Source organism: Curtobacterium sp. MCLR17_058 (assembly GCF_003234705.2).
In the GTDB taxonomy this organism is placed as follows: Bacteria; Actinomycetota; Actinomycetes; order Actinomycetales; family Microbacteriaceae; genus Curtobacterium; species Curtobacterium flaccumfaciens.
Map to the genome: position 1 here is coordinate 2,281,549 of NZ_CP126262.1, position 25,439 is coordinate 2,306,987.

19 protein-coding genes are annotated in these 25,439 nt (G+C 71.6%); 13 read left to right on the top strand and 6 right to left on the bottom strand.

Annotation, left to right across the window (positions count from 1 at the left end; all coding sequences use genetic code 11):
- Positions 1-9 precede the first annotated feature (9 nt).
- Positions 10-720 (top strand): YceI family protein, encoded by a 711-nt coding sequence (locus DEJ11_RS10830; protein WP_111100690.1) that lies wholly within the window; start codon positions 10-12, stop codon positions 718-720.
- A gap of 263 nt (positions 721-983) precedes the next feature.
- On the opposite strand, the gene DEJ11_RS10835 is transcribed toward DEJ11_RS10830, so the two are convergent.
- Positions 984-1,844, bottom strand: coding sequence for an ADP-dependent NAD(P)H-hydrate dehydratase (locus tag DEJ11_RS10835; RefSeq protein WP_111103432.1), 861 nt, complete (start codon positions 1,842-1,844; stop codon positions 984-986).
- Positions 1,845-1,868: 24 nt separating this feature from the next.
- Between DEJ11_RS10835 and DEJ11_RS10840 the strand changes: the two genes are divergently transcribed.
- The 4 genes from DEJ11_RS10840 to DEJ11_RS10855 all read left to right on the top strand — a co-directional run bounded on the left by DEJ11_RS10840 (position 1,869) and on the right by DEJ11_RS10855 (position 6,184).
- Complete coding sequence (locus tag DEJ11_RS10840; RefSeq protein WP_111103433.1) at positions 1,869-2,501, top strand: HAD family hydrolase; 633 nt, start codon at positions 1,869-1,871, stop codon at positions 2,499-2,501.
- 9 nt (positions 2,502-2,510) lie between these two features.
- Positions 2,511-3,593, top strand: a complete 1,083-nt coding sequence (locus tag DEJ11_RS10845; protein ID WP_027465830.1) for an NADH:flavin oxidoreductase/NADH oxidase — start codon at positions 2,511-2,513, stop codon at positions 3,591-3,593.
- Between the two features lie 156 nt (positions 3,594-3,749).
- Entirely contained in the window at positions 3,750-5,150 is a 1,401-nt protein-coding gene (locus tag DEJ11_RS10850; RefSeq protein WP_071404734.1) for a hemolysin family protein, read from the top strand.
- Complete coding sequence (locus DEJ11_RS10855; RefSeq protein ID WP_027465832.1) at positions 5,147-6,184, top strand: hemolysin family protein; 1,038 nt, start codon at positions 5,147-5,149, stop codon at positions 6,182-6,184. The genes DEJ11_RS10850 and DEJ11_RS10855 overlap by 4 nt, the downstream gene beginning before the upstream one ends.
- A gap of 96 nt (positions 6,185-6,280) precedes the next feature.
- Here the strand turns inward: DEJ11_RS10855 and guaB1 are convergent, their stop codons facing one another.
- Positions 6,281-7,720, bottom strand: coding sequence for a GMP reductase (gene guaB1 / locus DEJ11_RS10860; RefSeq protein ID WP_111103435.1), 1,440 nt, complete (start codon positions 7,718-7,720; stop codon positions 6,281-6,283).
- Positions 7,721-7,898: 178 nt separating this feature from the next.
- On the opposite strand from guaB1, the gene DEJ11_RS10865 reads away from it, so the two are divergent.
- Positions 7,899-11,675: a multifunctional oxoglutarate decarboxylase/oxoglutarate dehydrogenase thiamine pyrophosphate-binding subunit/dihydrolipoyllysine-residue succinyltransferase subunit gene (locus DEJ11_RS10865; RefSeq protein ID WP_181440820.1), complete on the top strand. Its 3,777-nt coding sequence runs from the start codon at positions 7,899-7,901 to the stop codon at positions 11,673-11,675.
- 76 nt (positions 11,676-11,751) lie between these two features.
- Here the strand turns inward: DEJ11_RS10865 and DEJ11_RS10870 are convergent, their stop codons facing one another.
- The gene (locus tag DEJ11_RS10870) at positions 11,752-12,192 is read right to left on the bottom strand and encodes a GNAT family N-acetyltransferase (protein ID WP_027465835.1); all 441 of its coding nucleotides are present in this window, start codon (positions 12,190-12,192) and stop codon (positions 11,752-11,754) included.
- A 114-nt stretch (positions 12,193-12,306) separates the two neighbouring features.
- On the opposite strand from DEJ11_RS10870, the gene DEJ11_RS10875 reads away from it, so the two are divergent.
- Positions 12,307-12,888, top strand: coding sequence for a hypothetical protein (locus DEJ11_RS10875; protein WP_111054023.1), 582 nt, complete (start codon positions 12,307-12,309; stop codon positions 12,886-12,888).
- Positions 12,889-12,956: 68 nt separating this feature from the next.
- Complete coding sequence (locus tag DEJ11_RS10880) at positions 12,957-14,399, top strand: LamG-like jellyroll fold domain-containing protein (RefSeq protein ID WP_111103437.1); 1,443 nt, start codon at positions 12,957-12,959, stop codon at positions 14,397-14,399.
- A gap of 75 nt (positions 14,400-14,474) precedes the next feature.
- On the opposite strand, the gene DEJ11_RS10885 is transcribed toward DEJ11_RS10880, so the two are convergent.
- Entirely contained in the window at positions 14,475-14,717 is a 243-nt protein-coding gene (locus DEJ11_RS10885) for a zf-HC2 domain-containing protein (protein WP_027465838.1), read from the bottom strand.
- Positions 14,714-15,565: a sigma-70 family RNA polymerase sigma factor gene (locus tag DEJ11_RS10890; protein WP_111024012.1), complete on the bottom strand. Its 852-nt coding sequence runs from the start codon at positions 15,563-15,565 to the stop codon at positions 14,714-14,716. Before DEJ11_RS10890 ends, DEJ11_RS10885 begins: the two co-directional genes overlap by 4 nt.
- A gap of 81 nt (positions 15,566-15,646) precedes the next feature.
- Here DEJ11_RS10890 and aroA point away from each other — a divergent pair, with 81 nt between their 5' ends.
- From aroA to DEJ11_RS10910, 4 genes are all read left to right on the top strand, one after another.
- Positions 15,647-17,032: a 3-phosphoshikimate 1-carboxyvinyltransferase gene (gene aroA / locus DEJ11_RS10895; RefSeq protein WP_111103439.1), complete on the top strand. Its 1,386-nt coding sequence runs from the start codon at positions 15,647-15,649 to the stop codon at positions 17,030-17,032.
- A gap of 3 nt (positions 17,033-17,035) precedes the next feature.
- A complete protein-coding gene (gene rsgA / locus DEJ11_RS10900) occupies positions 17,036-18,082 on the top strand; it encodes a ribosome small subunit-dependent GTPase A (protein ID WP_111033366.1) in 1,047 nt (348 codons plus the stop codon).
- 353 nt (positions 18,083-18,435) lie between these two features.
- Positions 18,436-19,608, top strand: a complete 1,173-nt coding sequence (locus DEJ11_RS10905) for an ABC-2 transporter permease (RefSeq protein ID WP_146250046.1) — start codon at positions 18,436-18,438, stop codon at positions 19,606-19,608.
- Between the two features lie 19 nt (positions 19,609-19,627).
- Positions 19,628-20,416 (top strand): inositol monophosphatase family protein, encoded by a 789-nt coding sequence (locus DEJ11_RS10910; protein WP_084741405.1) that lies wholly within the window; start codon positions 19,628-19,630, stop codon positions 20,414-20,416.
- Between the two features lie 18 nt (positions 20,417-20,434).
- Here DEJ11_RS10910 and DEJ11_RS10915 read toward each other — a convergent pair whose 3' ends face one another.
- Positions 20,435-22,021: an MFS transporter gene (locus DEJ11_RS10915; RefSeq protein WP_111054737.1), complete on the bottom strand. Its 1,587-nt coding sequence runs from the start codon at positions 22,019-22,021 to the stop codon at positions 20,435-20,437.
- Positions 22,022-22,546: 525 nt separating this feature from the next.
- On the opposite strand from DEJ11_RS10915, the gene DEJ11_RS10920 reads away from it, so the two are divergent.
- Complete coding sequence (locus tag DEJ11_RS10920; RefSeq protein WP_111047053.1) at positions 22,547-25,246, top strand: helix-turn-helix transcriptional regulator; 2,700 nt, start codon at positions 22,547-22,549, stop codon at positions 25,244-25,246.
- Positions 25,247-25,439: the final 193 nt, after the last annotated feature.

A 25,439-nucleotide genomic window follows, 5' to 3' on the forward strand; every position in this document is an offset into this window, starting at 1 on the left:
GTTCTGCTCGTGACCTCCGACACCCCGCGCAAGCGCCGCAAGGCCGTCATCTGGATCTCCGTCATCGCCGCCGTCGTCGTCCTCGGCGTCGTGGGCGCGGTGGTCTTCACGAACGTCTACACGAGCAACGAGAACGCGAAGGCCTCGGCCGCGCCGTCCGTCGCCGCCACCCGCGAGGCCTCCACCCTCGACGACACGGACCTGTCCGGCGAGTGGACGGTCGGCGGCGACTCCGAGGCCGGGTACCGCGTCCACGAGGTCCTGAACGGCTCCGACGTCACCGTCACCGGCCGCACCGACAGCGTCTCCGGCACCGCGACCGTCGACGGAACGAGCATCACCGCCGCGAAGATCGCGGTGCAGGTCGCCGACATCACCACCGACTCCGACCAGCGCGACGCCTACTTCCGCGACTCCGCGATGGACGCGGCGGCCTTCCCCGAGGCCACCTTCGAACTCACCGGACCGATCGCCGACGCGGTCCCGAGTGGCTCCGACACGACGACCGTGACGGCCCCGGGGAAGCTCACCCTGCACGGCGTCACGAAGGACGTCACCGCGAAGCTGCAGGTCGGCCTGAACGGCGACGGCGTCGACATCTCCGGCTCGGTCCCGATCACCTTCTCGGACTACGGCGTGCAGGCGCCGAGCCTCGGCTTCGTCAAGGTCGACGACGCCGGTTCCGTCGAGTTCCTGGTGCACGCGACCCCCGCGAGCTGACGTCCGCGACGCGCGTCACGCCCGTGACGTGCCCGCCGACGGCCTGGAGGCGCGGTGCCAGCTGGCACCGCGCCTCCCGTCCGTCGGTCGTCGCGTCCTGGGCCGCACCCGCTCGCTGATGCGTGCGCATGTTGCGACCTTGCACCTGTCGAACCCGTGGTGTCCCGTCGGAACATGCGCACGCATCCATTGCGTGCGCATCCGTCGACAGAACACGCGTCGATCCCCTCGTGGATCGTCGGAAGGTGCACGCGCACCGACCGCTACCCGCGCGCGTCCCCGTCCACGACCAGGTCCCGCACGACCCCCGGCAGCTCGGCGATGAGCGTCGTCATGGGGAACGGTCCGCCGCCGGACGCCCGCCGCGCCGCGAGCCCGTGCACCACCGCGGCCGACGCGGCCAGGTGGGCGAGGTCCGACGGGGTGAGCGACGACCCGGACGCCTCGACGGAGCCCTGCCGCGCGGCGACGAGCGCCCCGAGGACCCCGCCCAGCACGTCCCCGGCGCCGGCCGCCGCGAGCCACGGCGTCGCCGAGGACGCCACGAGCCGCACCGACCCGTCCGGGGTGACCACGTGGGTCCGCTCGCCCTTGAGCAGCACGACGCTGCCGGTCTGCTCCGCCGCCCGGAGCGCTGCGCCGGCCGGGTCCTGCTCGATCTCGGCGCGGTCGGCCCCCAGGAACGAAGCGAGCTCACCGGCGTGCGGGGTGAGCACGGCGAGCGGCCCGAGGTCGACGAGCGGGATCGCCCCGGCGTCGACGACGACCGGCACGCCGTCATCAGAGGCGTGCGCGAAGCCCGACGCCGTCGTCGCGTCCAGGTCACCGAGCGTCGGCGCCGAGATCCCGGAGCCGACGAGCCAGGCCTGCACGCGTCCGACGCCGGACACGACCTCGGGGCGGCGGGTGAGCACGTGGTCGGTGGCGCGTGCGGGTCCGACGTACCGGACCATGCCGACGCCGGTGTGCACGGCGGCGTCGACCCCGAGCACCGCGGCGCCGGGGTACTGGTCTGACCCGGTCGCGATGCCGAGCACCCCGCGGCGGTACTTGGTGGACTCCCCCGTCGGCGCGGTGACCCACGCGGCGGCATCGGACGGTCGGACGGGCACGAAGTCGTTCACCGGCCCCACGTTACGGTGGAGCACATGAGCCTGTTCCTGCCTGGTCGCGTGGTGGTCTTCGACTACGGCGAGGTGATCAGCCGGACGCCGCACGCCTCGCGGGACGCCCTCGTGGCCGCCACCGGGGTCCCGGCCGACGAGCTGTTCCCGGTGTACCAGGAGCTCCGGCACGACCTGGACCGCGGCGACCTGTCCGTCGTGGCGTACTGGCGTGCCATCGCGGAACGGACCGGACGGACCTGGAGCATCTCCGAGATCCACCGGTTCTGGGCAATCGACTTCACCGGGTGGTTCGAGGTCGAGCCGGAGACCCTCGAGATCGTCGAGGAGCTGCACGACGCCGGCACCCGTGTCGCCCTGCTCTCCAACGCGGGCTTCGACTTCGGCGACCCGTACCGCCGCTCCCCGATGGGCTCGCTGTTCGAGACCGTCGTGGTGAGCGCCGAGGAGCACGTCCTGAAGCCCGCGGCATCCATCTACCGCGACACCTGTGCGCGCTTGGGAATCGACCCGGGTCAGATGGTGTTCGTGGACAACAGGGCCGAGAACGCCACCGGTGCGGAATCGATCGGGGCGGTCGGCCACCACTACACGTCGCCGGCGTCGCTGCGGTCGTTCCTGACGGAACTGGCCGAGGCGCCGGCACCCGTCCTCTGAGGAGCCCGCGTGACGCACGCCCTGTTCGACCCGATCACCGTCCGTGACCTGACCGTCCGCAACCGCATCTGGGTCTCCCCGATGTGCCAGTACTCGGTGGACCAGCAGGACGGCGTCCCGACGCCGTGGCACCTCGTGCACCTGGGCGGGTTCGCCAAGGGCGGCGCCGGCGCGGTCGTCGTCGAGGCGACGGGCGTCGTGCCCGAGGGACGGATCACCCCGCAGGACCTCGGGCTGTGGAACGACCAGCAGCGCGACGCGTTCAAGCCGATCGTCGACTTCCTGCACGAGCAGGGCGCCGCGGCGGGTATCCAGCTGGCGCACGCCGGCCGCAAGGCGTCGACCTACCGCCCGTGGGACACCACGCACGGCACCGTGCCCGCCGACCAGGGCGGCTGGACCACGGTCGCGCCGTCGGCCGTGGCCTTCGACGGCTACGACGTCCCGCGCGAGCTCGCGGTCGAGGACATCCGCGTGGTCGCCCTCGCCTTCGCGCAGTCCGCCCGCCGCGCCGTGGAAGCCGGGTTCGACCTGGTCGAGATCCACGCGGCCCACGGCTACCTGCTGCACCAGTTCCTCTCGCCGCTGAGCAACCAGCGCACCGACCAGTACGGCGGCTCGCTCGAGAACCGTGCCCGCGCGCTGCTCGAGGTCGTCGACGCCGTGCGCGCCGAGGTCGGCGAGGGCTTCCCGATCGTCGTCCGGTTCTCGGCCACCGACTGGGTCGACGGCGGGCTCACGCTCGACGAGACCACGGTCGTCGCCCGCTGGGCCGCGGAGCACGGTGCCGACCTGGCCGACGTGTCGACCGGCGGCAACGTCGCGAGCGCGCCGATCCCGGTCGGCCCCGGCTACCAGGTGCCGCACGCCGCGGCGATCAAGCGCGACGCCGGCATACCGACGATCGCCGTGGGCATGATCTCCGAGGCGTTCCAGGCCGAGCAGATCGTCGCGACCGGCCTGGCCGACGTCGTGATGATCGGTCGCGAGATGCTCCGCGACCCGTCGTTCGCGCTCCGTGCCGCCGTCGAACTCCGCGTGCCGGTCGACTACGAGCCGCAGCAGTACCACCGCGCGCGGATCACGGCCTAGGCGCGGTCGGTTCTGTACGGATTCACGGTTCAGCGACCGCGCAGGCAGTACGATTGGCAGCACTGTGGACGATCCCCCGAATAGTTCTTCGCCTCACTCATCCGCCGCTCACTCGGTGAGCTGCACGTCATCCCTGTGCGCGAACGGGGGTGAATCATGAGTCCGATCGACATCGTCATGCTGATCGGCGGCATCCTGCTGACCCTCGGCACGGGTGTCTTCGTCGCGTCCGAGTTCGCGCTGGTCAACCTCGACCGCGCCGACGTCGAAGCGCGGCGCGACCGCGGTGAAGCCGGCCTCGCGCCGGTCATCGGCGCGCTGAAGGTCACCTCGACGCACCTGTCCAGCGCACAGCTCGGCATCACGCTGACCACGCTGCTGACCGGCTACCTGCTCGAACCCTCGATCGCGAAGCTGCTCGAGGCACCGTTCCTGGCGATGAACCTGCCGGAGGGCATCGTCGAGACCGTCGGCTCGATCGTGGCGCTCGTCATCGCGACCCTGCTGTCGATGATCCTCGGCGAACTCGTGCCGAAGAACTTCGCGCTCGCGCTGCCCCTGCAGACCGCCAGGCTCGTGGTTCCGCTGCAGATCGCGTTCACGACGGTCTTCAAGCCCGCCGTCGCGCTGCTGAACGGCACCGCGAACGCCGTGCTCCGGTCGCTGGGCATCGAGCCGCAGGAGGAACTCTCCGGTGCGCGCAGTGCCGAGGAACTCACCTCGCTGCTGCGCCGGTCGGCGTCCGAGGGCTCGCTCGAACAGGACACCGCGACGCTCCTCGAGCGAACCATCTCGTTCTCCGAGCTGAGCGCCAGCGACGTGATGACCCCGCGCCCGCGGCTCTCCACCATCCGCGTGTCCGAGTCCGCCGAGGACGTCATCGCCCTCGCCCGCAAGACCGGCTTCAGCCGCTTCCCCGTCATCGAGGAGGACGCGGACGACGTCGTCGGCATCGTGCACGTCAAGCAGGCCGTCGCCGTGCCGCGCGAGAAGCGTCCGGAGGTCCCCGTCGGGGCACTCATGACCGACGCCGAACGCGTGCCGGAGACCATGCCCGGCGACACCCTGCTCGCCGAGGTCCGCGGTCGCGGCTACCAGATGGTCATCGTCGTCGACGAGTACGGCGGCACCGCCGGGGTCGTCACGCTCGAGGACCTGATCGAGGAGATCGTCGGCGAGGTCTCCGACGAGCACGACCGCGCCCGCATCGACGTGGTCCGCTCCCGCGACTGGCTGACCTTCCCCGGTCTGCTGCGTCCCGACGAGCTCGAGGACCGCGCCGGCGTGAAGGTGCCCGAGGAGGGCCCGTACGAGACCGTCGGCGGGTTCGTCATGTCGACGCTGGGCCGCCTGCCCGTCGTCGGCGACGAGGTCCCCCTGGACGGCGGCGTGTTCCGCGTCGAACGGCTGGACGGCCGTCGGATTGACCGCATCCGCTGGACCCCGACGCGCCCGTCGACCGACACTGCGGCGACCGCGATCATCATCCCGTCCACCAAGAGCACCCCGACCACCACGAAGGCCTCGGCCACCACGACGAAGGGCAGCACCCGATGAGCTCCGACTGGTGGGGCATCTTCTGGCTCGTCGTCCTGTTGATGGGCAACGCGTACTTCGTCGCGGCCGAGTTCGCGGTCATCTCCGCACGCCGCTCCCAGATCGAACCGCGCGCGGAGGAGGGCTCGAAGGCCGCGCAGATGACGCTGTGGGCGATGGAGCACGCCACCCGCATGCTCGCGACGACCCAGCTCGGCATCACGGTCTGCTCGCTGCTCATCCTGAACGTGTCCGAGCCGGCGATCCACCACCTGCTCGAGGTCCCGCTGCACCTGACCGGCTGGAGCGCCGAGGTGATCGGCACCGTGGCCTTCGTGTTCACGCTGCTGCTCGTGTCGTTCCTGCACGTGGTGTTCGGCGAGATGGTGCCGAAGAACATCTCGTTCTCGATGCCGGACCGCGCCGCACTGCTGCTCGTGCCGACGCTCTGGTACATCGGTCACGGCCTGCACTGGGTCATCGTCGGCCTGAACGAGGTCGCGAACGCCGTGCTGCGGCTGTTCCGCGTCGAGCCCAAGGACGAAGCGGTGAGCGCCTTCACGGTGGAGGAGGTGCAGACCATCGTGGAGCAGTCCCGCCGCGAGGGCACCCTGACCGACGACGGCAAGCTCGCCCTGGCGTTCGAGTTCACCGAGAAGAAGGTGCGTGACGTCGCCGTGCCGATGGCCGAACTCGTCACCCTGCCCGACGACGCCACCCCGGCCGACGTCGAGCACGCCGTGGCACAGCGCGGGTTCTCCCGCTACGTGCTCGTCGGCGAGGACGGCTCCCCCACCGGCTACGTGCACGTGAAGGACGTCATCGACCTGCGTCCGGACGAGTTCGACGACCCGGTGCCGCCGAAGCGCATCCGCCAGCTCATCTCGCTGTACACCGAGATGGACCTCGAGGACGCGCTCGCGACCATGCGGGCCGCCGGGCGCCACGTGGCCCGCGCCTTCGACGCGGACGGCCGCACGATCGGCGTGCTGTTCCTCGAGGACATCCTCGAAGAACTGGTGGGCGAGGTCGAGGACGCGACCCGACGCCGGTAGACGCACCGGCAGACGGACGGGAGGCGCGGTGCCAGCTGGCACCGGGCCTCCCGTCCGTCCGTGGTCGAGACCAGGGCGACGCGCGCCCCGTCCGCGCTACCAGCTGACGGGCAGGGGCTTGCCCTCCTCGTACCCGGCGGCGGACTGGATGCCGACCAGCGCGCGCTCGGAGAACTCGGCGAGGGACGACGCGCCCGCGTAGGTGGCGGAGCTGCGGACGCCGGTGGTGATCATGTCGAGCAGGTCCTCGACGCTCGGGCGCTCCGGGTCGAGGTAGATCGTCGACGACGAGATCCCCTCGGCGAAGAGCGCCTTGCGGGCCCGCTCGTACGGGTCGAGCCGCTCGAAGCGCTCGCGGACGGCCTTCGCCGAGGCCATGCCCCAGCTCTCCTTGTACGCCTTGCCGGCGGCGTCGCGGCGCAGGACACCGGGGGCCTCGAGCGTGCCGGCGAACCACGAGCCGATCATGACGGCGGACGCCCCAGCTGCCAGCGCGAGGGCGACGTCGCGCGGGTAGCGCACCCCGCCGTCCGCCCAGACGTGCGCACCGAGCGAGCGGGCAGCCGCGGCGGTCTCGAGCACGGCGGAGAACTGCGGACGACCGACGGCCGTCATCATGCGGGTGGTGCACATGGCGCCCGGTCCGACGCCGACCTTGATGATGTCCGCTCCGGCCCCGACCAGGTGCGCGACGGCGTCGGCGGTGACGACGTTGCCGGCGACGAGCGGGATGCCGAGCTGCAGCGACGCGACCGTGCGGAGTGCGCGGAGCATGCCGTCCTGGTGACCGTGCGCGGTGTCGAGGACCAGGACGTCCACGCCCGCGGCGGCCAGCGCCTTCGCCTTGGCCGCGACGTCGCCGTTGATGCCGAGCGCGGCGGCGACCCGGAGCCGGCCGGAACCGTCGACGGCGGGCGTGTAGATGTCGGAGCGGATCGCGCTCGTCTGGCTCGTGGTCCCGACGACCCGGCCGTGCCGCATCACCGGCGCGAAGTCGACCTCGGCGGCCGCGAGCACGTCGTACACGTGGCGGGGCGTGCCGGCGTCCTCGGCGTCGATCGCGGTCGAGGCGCCGTGCAGCAGGTCACCGAGCACGGCGTCGGGGCCGGCGGTGCCGAGGCGGGTCGCGGGCACGCAGCCGAGGTACTCGCCGTCGGCGTCGCGGACGACCACACCACGGCCGGCCACCGGCAGGAGCTGTTCGAGGGCCTCGGCGACGGTGGTCTGCGCACCCAGGTCGTAGGCGGTGTCGAAGTCGACCGGCTGGTCCTTCACCCAGCGGATCGCGGCGTCGAGGTCCTGCAGGTGCATGTCCTGCGGCAGCACGCCCAGACCACCGCGGCGGGCCAGGGTGGCGGCGAGCCGGGGGCCGGTGACGGAGTTCATGTTGGCGCTGACGATCGGGATCGTGGCACCGCTGCCGTCGTTCGCCGCGAGGTCGACGTCGAAGCGGCTCGTCACGCCGGAACGGCTCGGGACGAGGAAGACGTCGGAGTAGGTCAGGTCGTGCGTCGGCCGCGTCTCGTAGAACCTCATGCGCTCCACTGTACGGCTCCCGTCACGGCCCCGACCGGGTGCTCCGGGGGCTGCCGACTCGCGCCGCGGCTGACACGGAACGGACATGTCGGAGCGGCTAGGCTTGGCACCTGTGCGGCGCAGGGTTGCTCCGCACGACACACACGAGCATCTATCGACGGAGAGTGGGCGATCGGCTGTGTCGAGCCATCTGACCGGAACGGACGAGACCGCGGGCGAATTCGGGGCGAACGAGTGGCTCGTCGACGAGCTCTACGAGCAGTTCGTCGCGGACAAGGAGTCGGTCGACAAGTCCTGGTGGCCGGTCCTCGAGAGCTACCACCGCACGCAGGTCGGTGACGCTCCGGCTCCGGCGGGCTCCCCCGCGCAGCAGGCGCCGGCGCAGCAGGCACCGGCCCAGCAGGCACCCGCCCAGCAGCAGTCATCGACGCAGCAGCCGGCCACCGGGGACACCCCGGGCGAGGCGAAGTCGGGCCCGATCCAGGCGAAGACCACCTCGCGTCAGCCGGCACCGCAGCCGATCCCGGCCGAGGCGAACGACGCCGCCGACGACCACGAGGAGACCCACGAGGACGTGGCGACCCCGCTCCGGGGCATGGCGAAGACGCTGGCGTCGAACATGGACGCCTCGCTGACCGTCCCGACCGCCACGAGCGTCCGGACGATCCCGGCGAAGCTGATGATCGACAACCGGATCGTCATCAACAACCACCTGCGACGCGCCCGCGGCGGCAAGATCTCCTTCACGCACCTGATCGGGTGGGCGATGGTGCAGGCGCTCAAGGACTTCCCGAGCCAGAACGTCTACTACGAGGAGCGCGACGGCAAGCCGTTCGTCGTCGCCCCGGCGCACGTGAACCTCGGCATCGCGATCGACGTCCCGAAGAAGGACGGCACCCGCTCGCTCCTGGTGCCGAGCATCAAGCGCGCGGAGACCCTGACGTTCGGGCAGTTCCTCTCCGCTTACGAAGACCTCGTCAAGCGTGCCCGTGACAACAAGCTCACCCCGGCGGACTTCCAGGGCACGACGATCTCGCTCACCAACCCGGGCGGCATCGGCACCGTGCACTCGGTCCCGCGTCTGACGAAGGGGCAGGGCTCGATCATCGGCGCCGGTGCTCTCGAGTACCCGGCGCAGTTCCAGGGTTCGGCGTCGAAGACCCTGGTCGAGCTCGGCATCGGCAAGACCATCACCCTGACGAGCACCTACGACCACCGTGTCATCCAGGGCGCCGGTTCGGGCGAGTACCTCAAGCACGTGCACGAGCGCCTGATCGGCGAGCACGGCTTCTACGACGGCATCTTCGCCGCACTCCGGATCCCCTACAAGCCGATCCAGTGGGCGAACGACATCAACGTCGACCTGGCGCACCGGGTGAACAAGACCGCGCGCGTGCAGGAGCTCATCAACAGCTTCCGCGTCCGTGGGCACCTGATGGCCGACATCGACCCGCTCGAGTACCGCCAGCGCACGCACCCCGACCTCGAGATCGAGAGCCACGGGCTGACCTTCTGGGACCTCGACCGCGAGTTCGTCACCGGTGGGCTCGCCGGCACCACCTCGGCTCCGCTCCGCGACGTCCTCGGGATCCTGCGCGACGCCTACTGCCGCACGGTCGGCATCGAGTACATGCACATCCAGGACCCGGAACAGCGTCGCTGGGTGCAGGAGCGCATCGAGGTGCCGTACTCGAAGCCCTCGAAGGACGAGCAGCTCCGCGTCCTCGGCAAGCTCAACGAGGCCGAGGCGTTCGAGACCTTCCTGCAGACCAAGTACGTCGGCCAGAAGCGCTTCTCGCTCGAGGGCGGCGAGTCCACCATCGCCTTCCTCGACACCCTGATCCAGCACGCCGCCGGAGCCGGACTGGCCGAGGTCGCGATCGGCATGGCCCACCGTGGCCGACTGAACGTGCTGACGAACATCGCCGGCAAGACCTACGGGCAGATCTTCCGTGAGTTCGAGGGGTCCTCGCTGCCGGGCACGGTGTCCGGTCAGGGCTCCGGCGACGTGAAGTACCACGTCGGCACCGAGGGCGTGTTCCGCACGTCCGACGGCTCGAGCATCCCGGTGACGATCGCCGCGAACCCGTCCCACCTCGAAGCCGTCGACGGCGTGCTCGAGGGCATCGTCCGCGCCAAGCAGGACCGCGAGGCACCCGGCAGCTTCGGCGTGCTCCCCGTGCTCGTGCACGGCGACGCGGCGATGGCCGGCCAGGGCGTGGTCGTCGAGACGCTGCAGATGTCGCAGCTCCGCGGGTACCGCACCGGCGGCACGGTCCACCTCGTCATCAACAACCAGGTCGGGTTCACCACCCCTCCCGAGTCGGCCCGCAGCTCGGTGTACTCCACCGACGTCGCGAAGACGATCCAGGCACCGATCTTCCACGTGAACGGCGACGACCCCGAGGCCGTCGCCCGGGTCGCCGAACTCGCCTTCGCGTACCGCGAGGAGTTCCACCGCGACGTCGTGATCGACCTGATCTGCTACCGCCGTCGTGGGCACAACGAGGGCGACGACCCCTCGATGACGCAGCCGCTGATGTACAACCTCATCGAGGCGAAGCGCTCCGTCCGCACGCTGTACACCGAGGCCCTCGTCGGCCGTGGTGACATCACGCAAGAGGAGTACGACGAGGCGCACCGCGACTTCCAGGACCGCCTGGAACGCGCCTTCGCCGAGACGCACGAGGCACAGACCGGCACCATCCCGGTCATCGAGGTCGACGACGACGGTGCGGTGCAGGGGCTCGAACGCCCGGCCGCACAGCGCGACGACTCCGAGGTCGAGGTGCACGAGACCGCCGTGTCCGAAGAACTCGTCCGGGCGATCGGCGACGCGCACAGCAACCCGCCCGCCGGGTTCTCCATCCACCCGAAGCTGCAGCAGCTGCTGACCAAGCGCACCGAGATGACGCGCAACGGCGGCATCGACTGGGCGATGGCCGAGCTCATGGCGATCGGCTCGATCCTGGTCGAGGGCAAGCCCGTCCGCCTCGCCGGACAGGACGCCCGCCGCGGCACCTTCGTCCAGCGCCAGTCGGTGTTCCACGACCGGGTGAACGGCCAGGAATGGCTGCCGCTGTCGAACCTCACCGAGGACCAGGCCCGGTTCTACGTGTACGACTCGCTGCTGAGCGAGTACGCGGCGATGGCCTTCGAGTACGGCTACTCGGTGGAACGCCCCGAGTCCCTCGTGCTCTGGGAGGCACAGTTCGGCGACTTCGCGAACGGCGCACAGATCGTCATCGACGAGTTCATCTCGTCCGCCGAGCAGAAGTGGGGGCAGCGCTCCGGCCTCGTCCTGCTGCTGCCGCACGGGTACGAGGGTCAGGGGCCGGACCACTCGTCGGCACGCATCGAGCGCTACCTGCAGCTGTGCGCCGAGGACAACATGATCGTCGCGCGCCCGTCGACCCCGGCGTCGTACTTCCACCTGCTCCGCCGGCAGGCCTGGGCCCGTCCGCAGAAGCCGCTCGTCGTGTTCTCCCCGAAGGCGATGCTCCGGCTCCGCCAGGCGACGAGCGCGGTCGAGGACTTCACGACGGGCACGTTCGAGCCCGTGCTGGACGACGCGCGGATCACCGACAAGGGCGCCGTGCGTCGCGTGGTGCTGCACTCCGGCAAGGTGCACCACGACCTGCGTGCCGAGGTCGACAAGCGCGGCATCACCGACGTCGCACTCGTCCGCCTCGAGCAGCTCGCCCCGCTCCCCCTCGACCGCATCCTCGAGGTCCTGGCGGGCTACCCGGACGCCGACGTCGTGTGGGCGCAGGAGGAGCCGGAGAACCAGGGCGCCTGGCCGTTCGTCTGCATGAACCTGTCGCCGCACCTGGGCGGCCGACCGTTGTCCGTCGCGGCCCGCTCGGCGAGTGCCGCACCGGCCACGGGGTCCTCGAAGCGCTCCGCGCAGGAGGCCGCCGACGTCATCGACACGGCGCTGAGCGCGTCGGCCTAGTCACGGGGAAGCGCCCCGTGCGGGAGTCCGAGGGACTCCTGCACGGGGCGCTTCGACGTTCGCCAGGAAAGCGACGCTACGCGATCTTCGTGTACCGCACCCCGGCGTCGTGGTACCCGCGCTTCTGGTAGAACCGGTGCGCGCTGTCCGTCGCGGCCGCGCTGACGGCGCTGAGGCGACGCGCGCCCTGCTCGACCGCCCATGCTTCGAACGTGCCGATGAGCGCCGAACCGGTGCCGAGCCTCCTGGCCGTGTCGTCGACGACCAGCAGCAGCAGCTGCGCCGTCGGCTCGTCGCTGGCGTACGCCCACGTGACCTGCGCGCCGGCGACCGCGACGACCCGGCCGTCGTCACCACGGACCACCCAGGTGCGGTGCCCGGCTTCGGGGGTGAGCCGGTCGAGGCGGGCGCGCATCGACGCATCGTCGACGTCGTGACCGAGCAGGCGGACGAGGGCGGCGACGTCGGCGACGTCCGTGTCGGACCAGGTGGTGGTCGACTCGACGGAGAGGGTCATGTCGGCCAACCTACCCGGGCCGTCGGTCGTGTTGCGACGGGGTTCCATAACAACTGATATTCATATACGCTGCTGTCATATCACCCGCCGGGTGAACCGACCGACAGGACAGCCATGCACATCACCTCCCGCCACGGCCGCACCGCCGCCTGGATCGCCTTCCCCCTCGCCGTCGTCGCCAGCGGCGCACTCATCGCCACGGCCTCGTACGCCGCCTTCTCGAGCAGCACCGACAACGCCGCGAACAGCTGGCGCACCGGTGCCGTCTCCCTCACCGACGACGACCAGGGCGTCGCGCTGTTCGACGTCGACGACCTGGTGCCCGGGTCCGCCGGCTCGAACTGCATCACGGTGACGGCGAACACCACCAACGCCTCGACCGTGAAGCTCTACGCCGCAGACGCAGCCGACGCCGACGAACTGGCGCAGTACGTCGGCATGAAGGTCGAGCGCGGCGCCCTGGGTACCGCCGGGGACTGCAGCACCTTCACCACGGGGACGACCGTGCACGACGGGACGCTCGCCGACCTCATGGCGTCCGACTCCTTCGGCACCGGCGTCGACGCGTGGAAGCCGGCGACGGGCACGGCAAGCACGACCTACCGCTTCAGCTACGACCTGAGCGAGGGAGCGCCCAACAAGGTGCAGTCGTCCGAGGCCGGCACCACGTTCGTGTGGGAAGCGCAGACCGACTGATCCCCGTCCCATCGCGATCCGTCCTACCCGACCCGCCCGACCCGCCCCACCGACCCGAGGAGCAGCCGATGCCGATCGTCGCCACCCGCCGTCACGTCCGCTGCGTCGGCGACCTGCCCCGGCTGCTCCTCGCGGTCTCGGCGCGGACGGTCCTCTGGTCGGTGCTGCTGCTCGCACTGTGGGCGTCGCTCCCCGCGGCGTTCGGGTGGCACGTCACGACGGTCGTCTCCGACTCGATGGCCCCCGGGATCCGCACCGGGGACGTCGTCGCCGCGATGCCCGTCGACCCGGACGACCTCGAGGCCGGACGGGTGCTGCTCGTCGAGGACCCCGACCACCGGGATCGACTCCGTCTGCACCGGCTCGAGCGCATCGAACCGGACGGGGGCCTGCGTCTGCGCGGGGACGCGAACCCGACGGCCGACCGCACGGCCGTCGAACCCGCGGCGGTCCTCGGAGTCGGGGTGCTGCGGTTCCCGTGGATCGGGCTGCCGGGCGTCTGGATCCGCGGGGGCGACTGGACCGCCCTGCTGCTGGCCGGCGTCGTCACGGCCGTGCTCGTCGTCGCCGGGCGTGCTGATCGGGACGTCGTCGCCGGTCGCCCCTGCCGCACCTGCGGCACGCCTCGACGCGATCTCCACTCGCCCGTGGTCGCGGAGCCCCGGACCGCGACCGTCACCACCCCGACGTCGACCACCGCGCCGGTCGCGGTGTTCACGGCAGCGGCCATCACCCTCACCCTGCTCGCTGGAGCCGGCGCTGGCGCGGGCGCCGGGTTCAGCGGCTCGACCGGGACCGCCTCGGCGCTCGGCACCGGCGGCTTCGGGTGCTTCCACCAGCCGGCACCCGGCACGTCACTGGCGTGGGACTTCGCCGAGAAGAACGGTCCGCAGGTCGTCGACTCGAGCGGGTCCGGGGCCGACGGTGCCTTCACACCCGCCGCTGCCGCCCGGGTCGACGCCGACTGCGCCACGAACCCCTACGCGACGTTCTGGACCGAGGACGGTGCCGAAGGGTGGGCGGTCACCGACACCGCGGTCGACGCGCCGAACACCTTCACGATCGAGACCTGGTTCCGGACCGACGACTCCGACGGTGGCCGCGTGTTCGGCTTCGGCTCGGACCGATCGGCGGCGTCGACCTACCGCGACCGGCACCTGTACATCGGCGCCGACGGAGTCCTGCGCTTCGGGGTCGAGGGCTCCGGATCGCAGTTCAAGTTCACCATCGGGTCCACCGCGCCCGTGAACGACGGCGCCTGGCACCACGTGGTGGCCACCTTCGAGGCACGGTCGATGACGCTCTGGGTCGACGGTTCGCTACAGGGCAGCCGATCCGATGCCGTCACGCTGCGGCAGTACCCCGGCCACTGGCGGGCCGGACGGCAGACGCTGTCCGGTTGGCCCGGTGCAGCGGGCTACGCCTTCACCGGTGACGTGGACACCGTCCGGGTGCACGACACCGTCCTCGACGCAACCGAGGTCGCGCAGGCGTTCCAGGCCGGGCGCTGACACCAGACCGTGCCAGGTCGCAGCCCAGCGAAGCCCAGCCCAGCCCAGCCCAGCGAAGCCCAGCCCGGCGCGTCGTCAGTGCGTCGCCTGCTCCACCCGGATGCGCGCGAGGATCTCGCTGCGCAGCTGGTCGGGAGCGGTCTCCTTGCAGGCGCGACGCACCGTCTCCATGAGCACGACGCCGACGCGGTGCTCGGTCTGGCAGTCCTCGCAGCCGTCCATGTGCTCGCGGATGTCCGCGGCGTCCTCGTGGCGGAGCTCGTCGTGCAGGAACTCCTCGAGCTCGGCCTTCGCCTTCGAGCAGTCGCAGCCGCTCATCGTGCGTCCTTCCGTCCGGTGCGACCCGTGGCCGCGGTTGCCTTCGTCGTCTGTGCCGCGCCTCGTCCCCGTCCACGCATCGTCGCCGTCGACGCTGCGTCCGGGACGATGCCGGTCTCACGGGCGTGGTCCGCCAGGAGCCCACGGAGGAGCCGGCGGCCACGGTGGAGGCGGCTCATGACCGTCCCCACGGGGGTCTTCATGATGTCGGCGATCTCCTGGTACGAGAAGCCTTCGACATCGGCGAAGTACACGGCCATCCGGAAGTCCTCCGGGATGGCCTGCAGGGCGTCCTTCACGGCGGAGGACGGCAGGTGGTCGATCGCGTCGGCCTCGGCGGACCGGGCGGAGATCGACTGGGTGACGCTCTCCGCGCCGCCGAGCTGCCAGTCCTCGAGCTCGTCGATCGTGCCCTGGTACGGGTTCCGCTGGTTCTTGCGGTACGTGTTGATGAACGTGTTCGTGAGGATCCGGTACAGCCAGGCCTTCAGGTTCGTGCCCTGCTTGAACTGGCGGAACGCGGCGAAGGCCTTGACGAAGGTCTCCTGCACCAGATCCGACGCGTCGGCCGGGTTGCGGGTCATCCGCATGGCCGCACCGTAGAGCTGGTCCATGAAGGGCAGGGCCTGGTCCTCGAACAGGGACCGCAGCTCCGCCTCGGAGACGGTCTTCGCGTCCACCGGCTCGTCTGCGGCGTCGTCGAGGGCTTCGTGTTCCTCTTCGACGGCGTCGAGCTGCACCTCGGTCTCGTCGACCAGGTGGTGCGGAGCTGCCTGCGGTTCGTCGGTCGTCATCGCCGCCAAGTCTAGGCCGAGCGTGCCGAGCGTCGTCGGCACCGCGGTCAGCACGGTCGCCGTGCCGGTCCGCTCTCGTGCGAGTGTTGCTGTCGCCACTGATCCTCCCGGTGCGTTCAGTACCCTGGTGAACCGATGGCAGACACGACGCATTCCCACAGCGGGGCCCAGCCCGCCGACCCCTGGATCGCCCCGGTCGCAGGGGGTCCGCTGCGCGGCGACGTCGCGCTGCCCGGGTCGAAGTCGCTGACGAACCGGGAGCTCGTGCTCGCGGCCCTCGCGGACGGCCCCTCGACGATCCGGCTCCCGCTGCACTCCCGTGACTCGGCGCTGATGATCGCGGGCCTCCGTGCGCTCGGCGTCGGCATCGAGGAGCTCGAGCCGGCGGCCGGCACCGCCCCGAACCCCTACGGCCCGGACCTCCGGATCACGCCCGCCCCGATGCACGGCGACGTCCGCCTGGACTGCGGGCTGGCCGGCACCGTGATGCGCTTCCTGCCGCCGCTCGCCGCCCTGGCCGTCGGTCCCGTCACGGTCGACGGCGACCCCTACGCCCGCAAGCGGCCGATGCACGCCATCGTGCAGGGACTCGTGGACCTCGGTGTCGACGTCACGGACGACGGCGGCGGTTCGATGCCGTTCTCGTTCACCGGCACCGGCTCGGTCCGCGGTGGCGCCCTGACCATCGACGCCTCGGCGTCCTCGCAGTTCGTCTCCGGCCTGCTGCTGTCGGCCCCCCGCTTCGACGAGGGCCTGCACCTCACCCACGTCGGCGAACGCCTGCCGAGCATGCCGCACATCGAGATGACCGTCGCGGCGCTCCGTGCCCGCGGCGTCCGCGTCGACGAGCCGTCGGTCGGCGAGTGGGTCGTGCACCCCGGCCCGATCGGCGCGCGTGACGTCACGATCGAGCCCGACCTGTCCAATGCGGCGCCGTTCGCGGTCGCCGCGCTCGTCGCCGGCGGCACGGTCCGCATCCGCACCTGGCCCACCGAGACGACGCAGGTCGGCGCCGACCTCGAGACGCTCCTGCCCCTGTGGGGGGCGAGCGTGGCCCGTGACGGTGACGACCTGGTCGTCGACGGCGGCGTCGGGATCCGGGGTGGGGCCTCCTTGCCGGGTCTCGAACTCGACCTGAGCCGCGGCGGCGAACTCGCCCCGGCGCTCGTCGCGCTGGCCGCGCTGGCGGACGGCCCGAGCGAGATCACCGGCATCGGCCACCTGCGAGGGCACGAGACGGACCGCCTGGCCGCGCTGGCGGCGGACCTCAACCGGTCTGGAGGCGCGGTGCACGAACTCGACGACGGCCTGCGGATCGAGCCGGCGCCGCTCCACGGCAGCGCCTGGGGCGCGTACGACGACCACCGGATGGCGACCGCCGGGGCCATCGTGGGTCTCGTCGTCGACGGCGTCGCCGTCGACGACATCGGGTCGACCGCGAAGACGCTGCCGCAGTTCCCGGAGCTGTGGGCGGCGCTCGTGGCGTCCTCGGTGTCCGCTGCACCGGTGAGTGGGGACTGACGCATGAGCTGGTGGGACGACGCCGACGGTGACGACTCCGACGCGGACGAGCCGTACGGGCAGTACGACGAGTCGAGCGTGCGGGTGCGTCCGAACCCGAAGGGCAACCGACCGCGCACGAAGACCCGTCCGACGTACGACGACGCCCCGGTCGGCTGGGTGACGAACGTCGACCGCGGGCGGTTCGGCGTGCTGATCGACGACCACGTCATCACTGCGACGAAGGCCCGCGAGCTCGGCAAGAAGTCCGTCGTCACGGGTGACCACGTGTCGCTCGTCGGGGACGTCTCGGGCGACCCGGGCTCGCTCGCGCGCATCGTGAAGGTCGCCGAGCGCACCACCCTGCTGCGACGGAGTGCCGACGACTCCGACGAGGTCGAGCGCGTCATCGTGGCGAACGCCGACCAGATGCTCATCGTGGTGGCCGCCGCCGACCCCGAGCCACGCACCCGCCTGATCGACCGGTACCTGGTGGCCGCGTTCGACGCCGGCCTCGACCCGATCCTCTGCATCACGAAGACCGACCTCGCCGACCCGGCTGCGTTCCTGGCGCACTTCGCGTGCCTGGATCTGCGGATCGTGACGAGCCGATCGGACGACGTCCCGTTCGAGGCGCTGCACGAGCTCCTGGACGACAAGGTGACCGTGACCGTCGGGCACTCCGGTGTGGGCAAGTCGACGCTGGTGAACGCCCTGACCGGCTCGACACGGGCGATCGGGGTCGTGAACTCGGTGACCGGTCGGGGGCGGCACACGTCGTCGTCGTCGATCGCGCTGCAGGTCCGCGACGGCGGGTGGATCATCGACACGCCGGGTGTGCGGTCGTTCGGCCTGGGGCACGTCGACCCCGCGAACGTCTTCCGGGCGTTCGCGTCGCACGCCGTGCCGGTGCGGCCCGCGCGGGACGGCATCCCGCTGGCGCAGGCGCACGACTGGGAGATCGTCGACCGGGTGCAGGACGGGGAGCTCGGGCCGACCGGTGTCGAGCGGCTCGACTCGTTCCGGGCGCTGCTGACCGGGATGGGTGCGTCCGACCCCGGTTCCGAGTAGCGCGTCGGGGTGGCGCCGGGCGGTCGGCGGCGGTCGGCGGCTGGTCGGCGGCTGGTCACGACACCCCGCGGTGTGTGCGTCGAGTGGTCACGAACTGTCGGCTGGAGGTGCGGCACCCGACCGTTCGTGACCACTCGAGCGCCGGCGCGCGGTGAGTCGTGACCACTCCGGTTCCCGCGCCCCCTCGCACGGTGCAGACCTCGCACCGTGCGAGGGGCGCCTGAACGGTGCGAGGTCGTGCACTCCGTGCGGGCCTCGCGCGCCTCGCACGGAGTGGGCAACCTCGCACCGGACAGTGCCTCGGCAGCGGGCCGGCGTCGACAAGCACGCATCGGGGTTGTACAGTTGCGGTCGTGTCTGAAGTTGCAAAGTACAACTTTGCGCCGACCCCCGCTGTCGACGCCCCGTCCCCGAGCACGACGACGACGTCGCACGCGCACCACTCCCCCACCCACAAGTCCCCACGAGCCCCGAAGCCGCAGCGGTCCGACAGCGTCCTGCGACCCGCCGGCCTCGGTCGTGTGCTGCGGACGTTCGCCTCGCACATCCTCGTGCCGCTGTTCCTGGCCGCCGGCATGGGCCTGGCCTACCTCGGCGCCTTCCACGCCCCGGCCCCGCAGGAACTGCCCGTCGGCATCGTCGGCCAGGGCGCGGCCACCCAGGTGTTCGCCCAGACCGTGACCGACCAGTCCGACGGTGCCCTCGTGGCCCATGTCGTCGCATCGACGAAGGCGGCCGAGCAGCAGGTGCGCGACCGCGACCTCGCCGCCGTGTACGCGCCGACGGCTACGGGTGCCACGCTCTACGTCTCGACCGCCGCGTCGGAGACCACCGCGAGCGCCGCGCAGAAGGTGTTCCTGCCGATCGCCTACGACCAGCACGTGCCGTTCCGGGTCGTCGACGTCGTGTCCACGGGCGACCAGGACACCACCGGCCAGGGGCTGTTCTTCCTGCTCGTGGCCCTGAGCGTCGGCGGGTACGCGTCCGCGATCGCCGTGGCCTCGGTCGCGACGAAGCTCCGTGCGGTGTGGACCGCGGTCATCGGGCTCGCCACCGCGGGGGTGGTCGCCGGTATCGGCGTGATCGTCGCCGGACCGATCTACGGCGTCATCACCACCCACCACTGGCAGGTGTTCCTGTTCGCCTGGCTCTACGACGCGATCATCGTCGCACTCGGCGTCGGGCTGCACCCCGTGCTCGGACGGTGGACCACCCCGATCCTCACGATGCTGTTCGTGATGCTGAACTTCACGTCGTCCGGCGGGATCTTCCAGCCGGCGTTCCAGCCCGGGTTCTTCGCCGCCCTGCACACCTTCTGGAGCGGTGCCGCGTGGCTGCAGGCCGCACAGGACCTGCAGTACTTCCCGGACGCGTCGCTCGGCCGATCGTCGCTCGTGCTCGCCCTCTGGCTGGCCGCCGCGCTCCTGCTCTGCGTCGTGGTGCACGGGCTCGTCGCCCGCCGGACCCGCATCGCCCGCGAGCGCGAGGTCACCCGGCTCGAGGAGGAAGAGGTCGTCGCCGCGTAGCGACGGTAGGTTGGGCGACGTGGACCTCAGCGCCGACCTGGACTTCGCCCGCTCCCTCGCCGACACCGCCGACGCGATCAGCCTCGAGCGCTTCCGTGCCGCCGACCTGCACGTGACGAAGAAGGCCGACAGCACGCACGTCACCGACGCCGACCAGGCCGTCGAACGGGCCCTGCGCGAGCGGCTCGCCGCCGAGCGACCGGACGACGCGTTCCTCGGCGAGGAGACGACGGCGGACACCGGGGCCGAGGCCGTCAGCGAAGGACACCGCCAGTGGGTGGTCGACCCGATCGACGGCACCGCCAACTACCTGCGCGGCGTGCCGGTGTGGGCGACCCTCATCGCGCTCGCGGTCGACGGCCGCCCGGTGCTCGGCGTCGTGAGCGCTCCCGCCCTCGGCAAGCGCTGGTGGGCGGCCGAGGGCTCCGGCGCGTTCTCGCTGGACGGACCGCTCCGGGTCTCCGGGGTGTCCGAGCTCGCCGACGTGAGCCTGAGCTACAACAGCATCCAGCAGTGGGACGACGACGACCGCCTCGAGCCGCTCGTCGACCTGTCGCGCCGGGTCTGGCGCACCCGGGCCTACGGCGACATGTGGTCGTACATGATGGTGGCCGAGGGCGTCCTCGACGTCGCCGGCGAACCGGACCTGAAGCCGTGGGACATCGCGGCCCTCGTCCCGATCGTCGAAGAGGCCGGTGGCCGCTTCACCTCGCTCGACGGCGATCCCGGGCCGTGGCACGGCAGCGCGCTCGCCTCGAACGGCCTGGTGCACGACGCCGTCGTCGAGGTCATCCGCCGCGACTCCTAGGCACGGTCGGCGGGCAGGTCAGCCCCGCTCGGCGGACCCCGGCGCCTCGGTCCGCTCGGCGGATCCGTTCGCCCCGGCGCGCTCGGCGGACCCCGCAGCCGCGTCCGAGTGCCCGGCGTCCCCGTCCGACCGCCGCGCCGCCCGCCGACGCGCCACCAGGTCCGCACCGGCCAGCACGAGCGCCAGCGCCATCAGCGACACCGTGAACGTCGTGCCGCTGCGGAACGCGTCGTGGTACGCGTCAAGACGAGCGCCGGAGCCACCGGAACCCGAGCCCGCCGCCTCGCTCCGCACGATCCCGTAGAAGATGCTCGTCGCGACCGCGGTGCCGATCGCGGTACCGACACGCTGCCCGAGCTGCTGCATCGACCCCGCCACGCCGGACTGCTCGACGGGGATCTCGGCCAGGGTCAGGGTCTGGTTCGGCGACACCACGAACCCGCCACCGAGTCCGCCCACCAGGAACGCGCCCGCCATCGCCCACGGGGTGACCTCCGGCGGGGTGGCGACGGCGGCGACCATGAGCAGCAGGAAGCCGACGACGACCATCCCGAGCCCGGCGACGACCAACGCCCGCCCGACCCGGTCGACGATCCGTCCGCCGATGTACGAGCCGACGGCACTCGTCGCGGCGAAGGGGATGCTCACCATGCCGGCGAACAGGGGCGAGAGCCCGAGGCCCTCCTGCAGGTACAGCGTGACCATGAGGAACGACGCCGGCAGCGCCGCGAAGTAGACCGCCACGATCGACAGCCCGTTGCGGTACGACGACAGCCGGAAGAGCTCGAAGTGCACCACGGGCGACTTGCCCTGCCGCTTGAACCGCTGCTCCCAGAGCACGAACAGCACGAGGAACACCGCGAAGCCGACCAGCCAGAACCAGCGGGTCGCGGAACCACCACCGCCGCTGGTCAGCACGAACGGCAGCATCAGGGTGATGATCGCCGCGCCGAGCAGCAGGATGCCGACGACGTCCAGTTCACGGTCCTGCGCCTTCCCCTGGGCACCCTTCGGCAGCAGGCGGACGGCGAAGAGCAGTGCGGCGATCCCGAGGGGCACGTTCATCCAGAACAGCAGCCGCCAGCCGGACTCCTCGCCGCCGATCGCGATGAGGCCACCGCCGATGGTCGGCCCGAGGGCGGTGGAGATGCCGATCATCGCCCCGAACAGCCCGAACGCGCGGCCCCGCTCCGGTCCGCGGAACAGCTGCTGCACCAGTCCGATGACCTGGGGCATCTGGATCCCGGCGGCGAATCCCTGCAGGATCCGGGTGACGATCAGGACCTCGATGTTCGGTGCGACGGCGCACAGCAGGCTCGATCCGGTGAACGCACTGAGCCCCACGATGAACATGACGCGCCGGCTCTTCAGGTCCCCGAGCCGACCCGCGGGCACCAGGGCGAGGCCGAACGCCAGCGCGTACCCCGCCACGATGAGCTGGAGCGACGAGCTGGTGGCCCCGAGGGACTGCTCGATCGAGGGCAGCCCGACGTTCACCTTGGACAGGTCGAGGATCGTCAGGGCCGCCACCGCGACGCACACGGCGAAGGCGCGCCACCGGGTGCGGTCATCGAGGCGGGCGTCGGTCGGTTCAGCGTTGGACATCCCGTCCTGGCTACACCTGCGAGGACGAACGAGGTCCGGACAGAGCTGTACCCCGGTTCCGTCAGGCGGACCCGGATCGGGGTGCAGAGGGCTGGTGCTACACCCCCCTCGTGGCCCCCCGTACTGGGGGCACCGTTCTGGACATCTGCGAGCCGGAGTCCGCTCGGAGGACCGGTACCTGAGTTATCGTGCTCCAGACGGCAGGTCACGTGACGCTCTCGGATTCCCTAGATCCGGACGGCGGAACAGACCGGTCGTGTTCGTCCGAAGACCCTAACCCGAGGGGTGATACAGACGATGACATCATCGTTCCCGAGCGGAACCGAGTGCACCCACACTCGTCGACCGCATCCAATCCACGACAGTTCCGGCGCGCGCTCAGTCGCCGCCGCTCGTCCGCACTCCGCCACGGTCACCCGCCGTGCAGCAGTCCGGTCCGCCTCCGTGCGCCCCGTCGCAGCGACCCCCGTGTTCGCCGACGCCCTCCTCGCAGCATCCGCCTCCGGACCCGGAGGCCGGTGAGTCATGGCACTCACCGGTCGACGTCTCGAGGTCGACCGGATCGCGACCCTCGCAGTGCTCCCACGGGAGTCCGCGATGGTCGTGGTCGGCGACCCTGGTTCCGGACGCAGCAGCGTCCTCGACGCGGTCTCGAACCGCGTTTCCCTCCCCGTCGTCCGGGTCGGTGTCAACGGGAGTGAATCCCGCTGGCCACTGGCCGGGGTGACCTCCCTGTTCACCGCGCTCGACGACCCTCGAGCGACCGCACACATCGCCCACCTGCTGCAGGCCGGCGGGACCGCGGCCGCCGTGACGGCCGGGCTGGCGGCGGCGCACGACTTCCTCGACGCCGTGCACGCCCTGACCCTCCCGCCGACGCTCGTCCTCATCGACGACCTCGACCGGATGGACTCGGAGAGCCAGGAACTCATCGCGTTCCTCGCCGGACGACTCGCGGGCACCGCCCTGCGTGTCGTGGCGACGGTCCGCTCGGTGCCGTCGGACGGGCCGCTCGCGGCCCTGCCGACCCTGCGCATCGAACCGCTGCCCTCGGACGAGGCACTGATCCTCGCCCGGGCCATGGCACCCGCCGAGGCGAACGACGGCGTCCTCGCCGTCCTCGCCGAGGAGACCGGTGGCAACCCCGGCGCGCTCCGCGAACAGCTCGCGGTGCTCACCCGGGAGCAGCTCACCGGCGCGGAGCCGATCGTGCTCCCGCTCCGACCCACTCCGACGACCGAGGCCATCGCGGCACTCGCACTCGGGCCCGCCGCGGGACGCGATCTGGACGTCCTCGCGAAGCTCGCCCTGGTGCCCGTCGCGAAGACCACGGCGTGGGACCGCGATGAGCTGGACGACCTGGTCGGGGCCGGTCTCGCGACCGTCCGCGGCCAGAGCGTCACCGTCCGGCACCCGCTGGTCCGTTCCGCGCTCTACTGGCGGATGCCCGCCCGTGACCGTCGTGCGGCACACGCCGAGCTGGCCACGGCGAGCGCGGAGAGCGACCCGCGGTCGGCCGCGTGGCACCGGAGCTTCGTCGACGACGTCCCCGACGTGGTCGCACTGCTCCAGGCTGCACGGTCGTACGTCGTGGACGGCAACGTGCACGCCGCGATCGCGCTGACCGAGCGTGCCCTGCACATCGGTGGCGGGACCGAGGACGAGCACGTCGCGCTCCTCGGGGTCGCGGAGGCCATGCTCGGCAAGCGCCTCCTCGGCTTCGCTGCGCGGTACCTCGCGGCGCTCCGTCCGTTCCGGACGACGCCGAACGAGGTCCGCCGGCTCCGCCTGCAGTACTCGGCCGAGTACCTCAGCGGTGACGCCGTGCACGCGGACGAGCTGCTCGTCCCCGTCGACGCGACCGACCCGGCCGAGGTGGACGCCGTCGCCGGGCTGATGGCCATGGTGGCCTGCTTCCGTGCCGAGGCGTGGGAGCTCGACCAGGCGAAGGACCTGCTGCACCGGATCGAACCGCTCGAGGGGTCGGCGTCCGCGCACACCCTCGAGATCACGACGACCGCGCGGGAGCTCATCGCCGCCGTGGACGGCGTGCTGCCGCCCGACACCGAACTGCACGACGGGCTCGCGACGTCGGAGCTCGTGGCGATGTCCGACCCGGCCCTGCTGCTCCTCGCCCACGCGCTCAGCATCAGCGAACGCTACCGGAGCGCGCGACGGGTGTTCGCACTCGTGCTCGCCCGGGGGCCGGAGACCGCGGCGGTGTGGACCGAGGCGGCCCGCTACCTGACGTCCGAGAACGAGGTGCGCTCCGGCAACTTCCGGCAGGCGCTCCGCGCGATCGACGTGTGGGAGTCCGGTTCGTCCGTCGCCGAGCGGTTGCGTGAGCCCTCCCGGGCGATCGCCGTCGCGTGGCGGCACTTCGCCGAGGGCCGTTCCGCCGAGGCGCTCGACGTCGTGGACCGATGCCTCGAGCACCGTTCGACGAGTCGGCTCTGGGGTGCGACGGCGAAGCTGCACGCGCTCCGCGGCAAGGTCCTGCTGCTCGACGGTCGACTCGACGAGGCAGCCACCGCGCTCGAGGCCGCCGACGCCATCGGTCGGTCGCTCCGGAACCCCGCGGTGCTCCGGCACCTCGGCGACCTGGTCGAGGCGTACGTGCGCCTCGGACGGATCGACGACGCGCGGACGATCACGGCCCGCCTGGCGGCGGACCACCACGCCCGTCCGGGGCGCTGGGGTGCCCTGGTGCTGGCGCGGAGCCTCGCGCTCGTCGCCGACGACACCACCCGCGAGCCGGCCCGGCGCCGTGCGCTGGAACTGTTCCAGCCGCACGACTCGCAGTACGAGCGGGCTCGCACGTTCGCGGCGCTGGCCGCCGTCGGCAACCCGGCGGAACGGCCGCGTCTCGGAGCGGCGGCCGCAGCGGCGTACGAGGCGGCCGGCCTGCGTCGACCGCTCGTGACCCCGGCTCCGGCTGCGGCGATGCCGCAGTTCGGCACGGGCTCGTCGTCGATCCGGTCCGCACCGGTGCTCTCGCCGGCGTTCCCCGCGACGCCGCGCAGCGCCCCCGACGCGTCGGCGGTGCTCACGTCACTGACCGCCGAGGAGCGCGCGGTGGTGCAGAAGGTCACCGAGGGCTACCGCAACCGCGAGATCGCCTCGTCGCTGTTCATGTCGCAGCGCACGGTGGAACTGCGGCTCACGCAGATCTACCGCAAGGTCGGCGCGCGATCGCGATCGCACCTGGTCGCGCTCCTCACGTAGGAGACGCACCACAGGACGGACGGGAGGCCCGGTACCAGCTGGTACCGGGCCTCCCGTCCGTCGTCCCTCCACGTCTTCACGCAACCGACCTCGCAGGCTCGGTCGGCGCTGGCGCCGCGCGCCGCTGGCGCGTCGCTCCACGCGAAGCGCGCGCGCTTGCGGGAGTCCGCACGCGACCGCAGCGCGGTGCGCC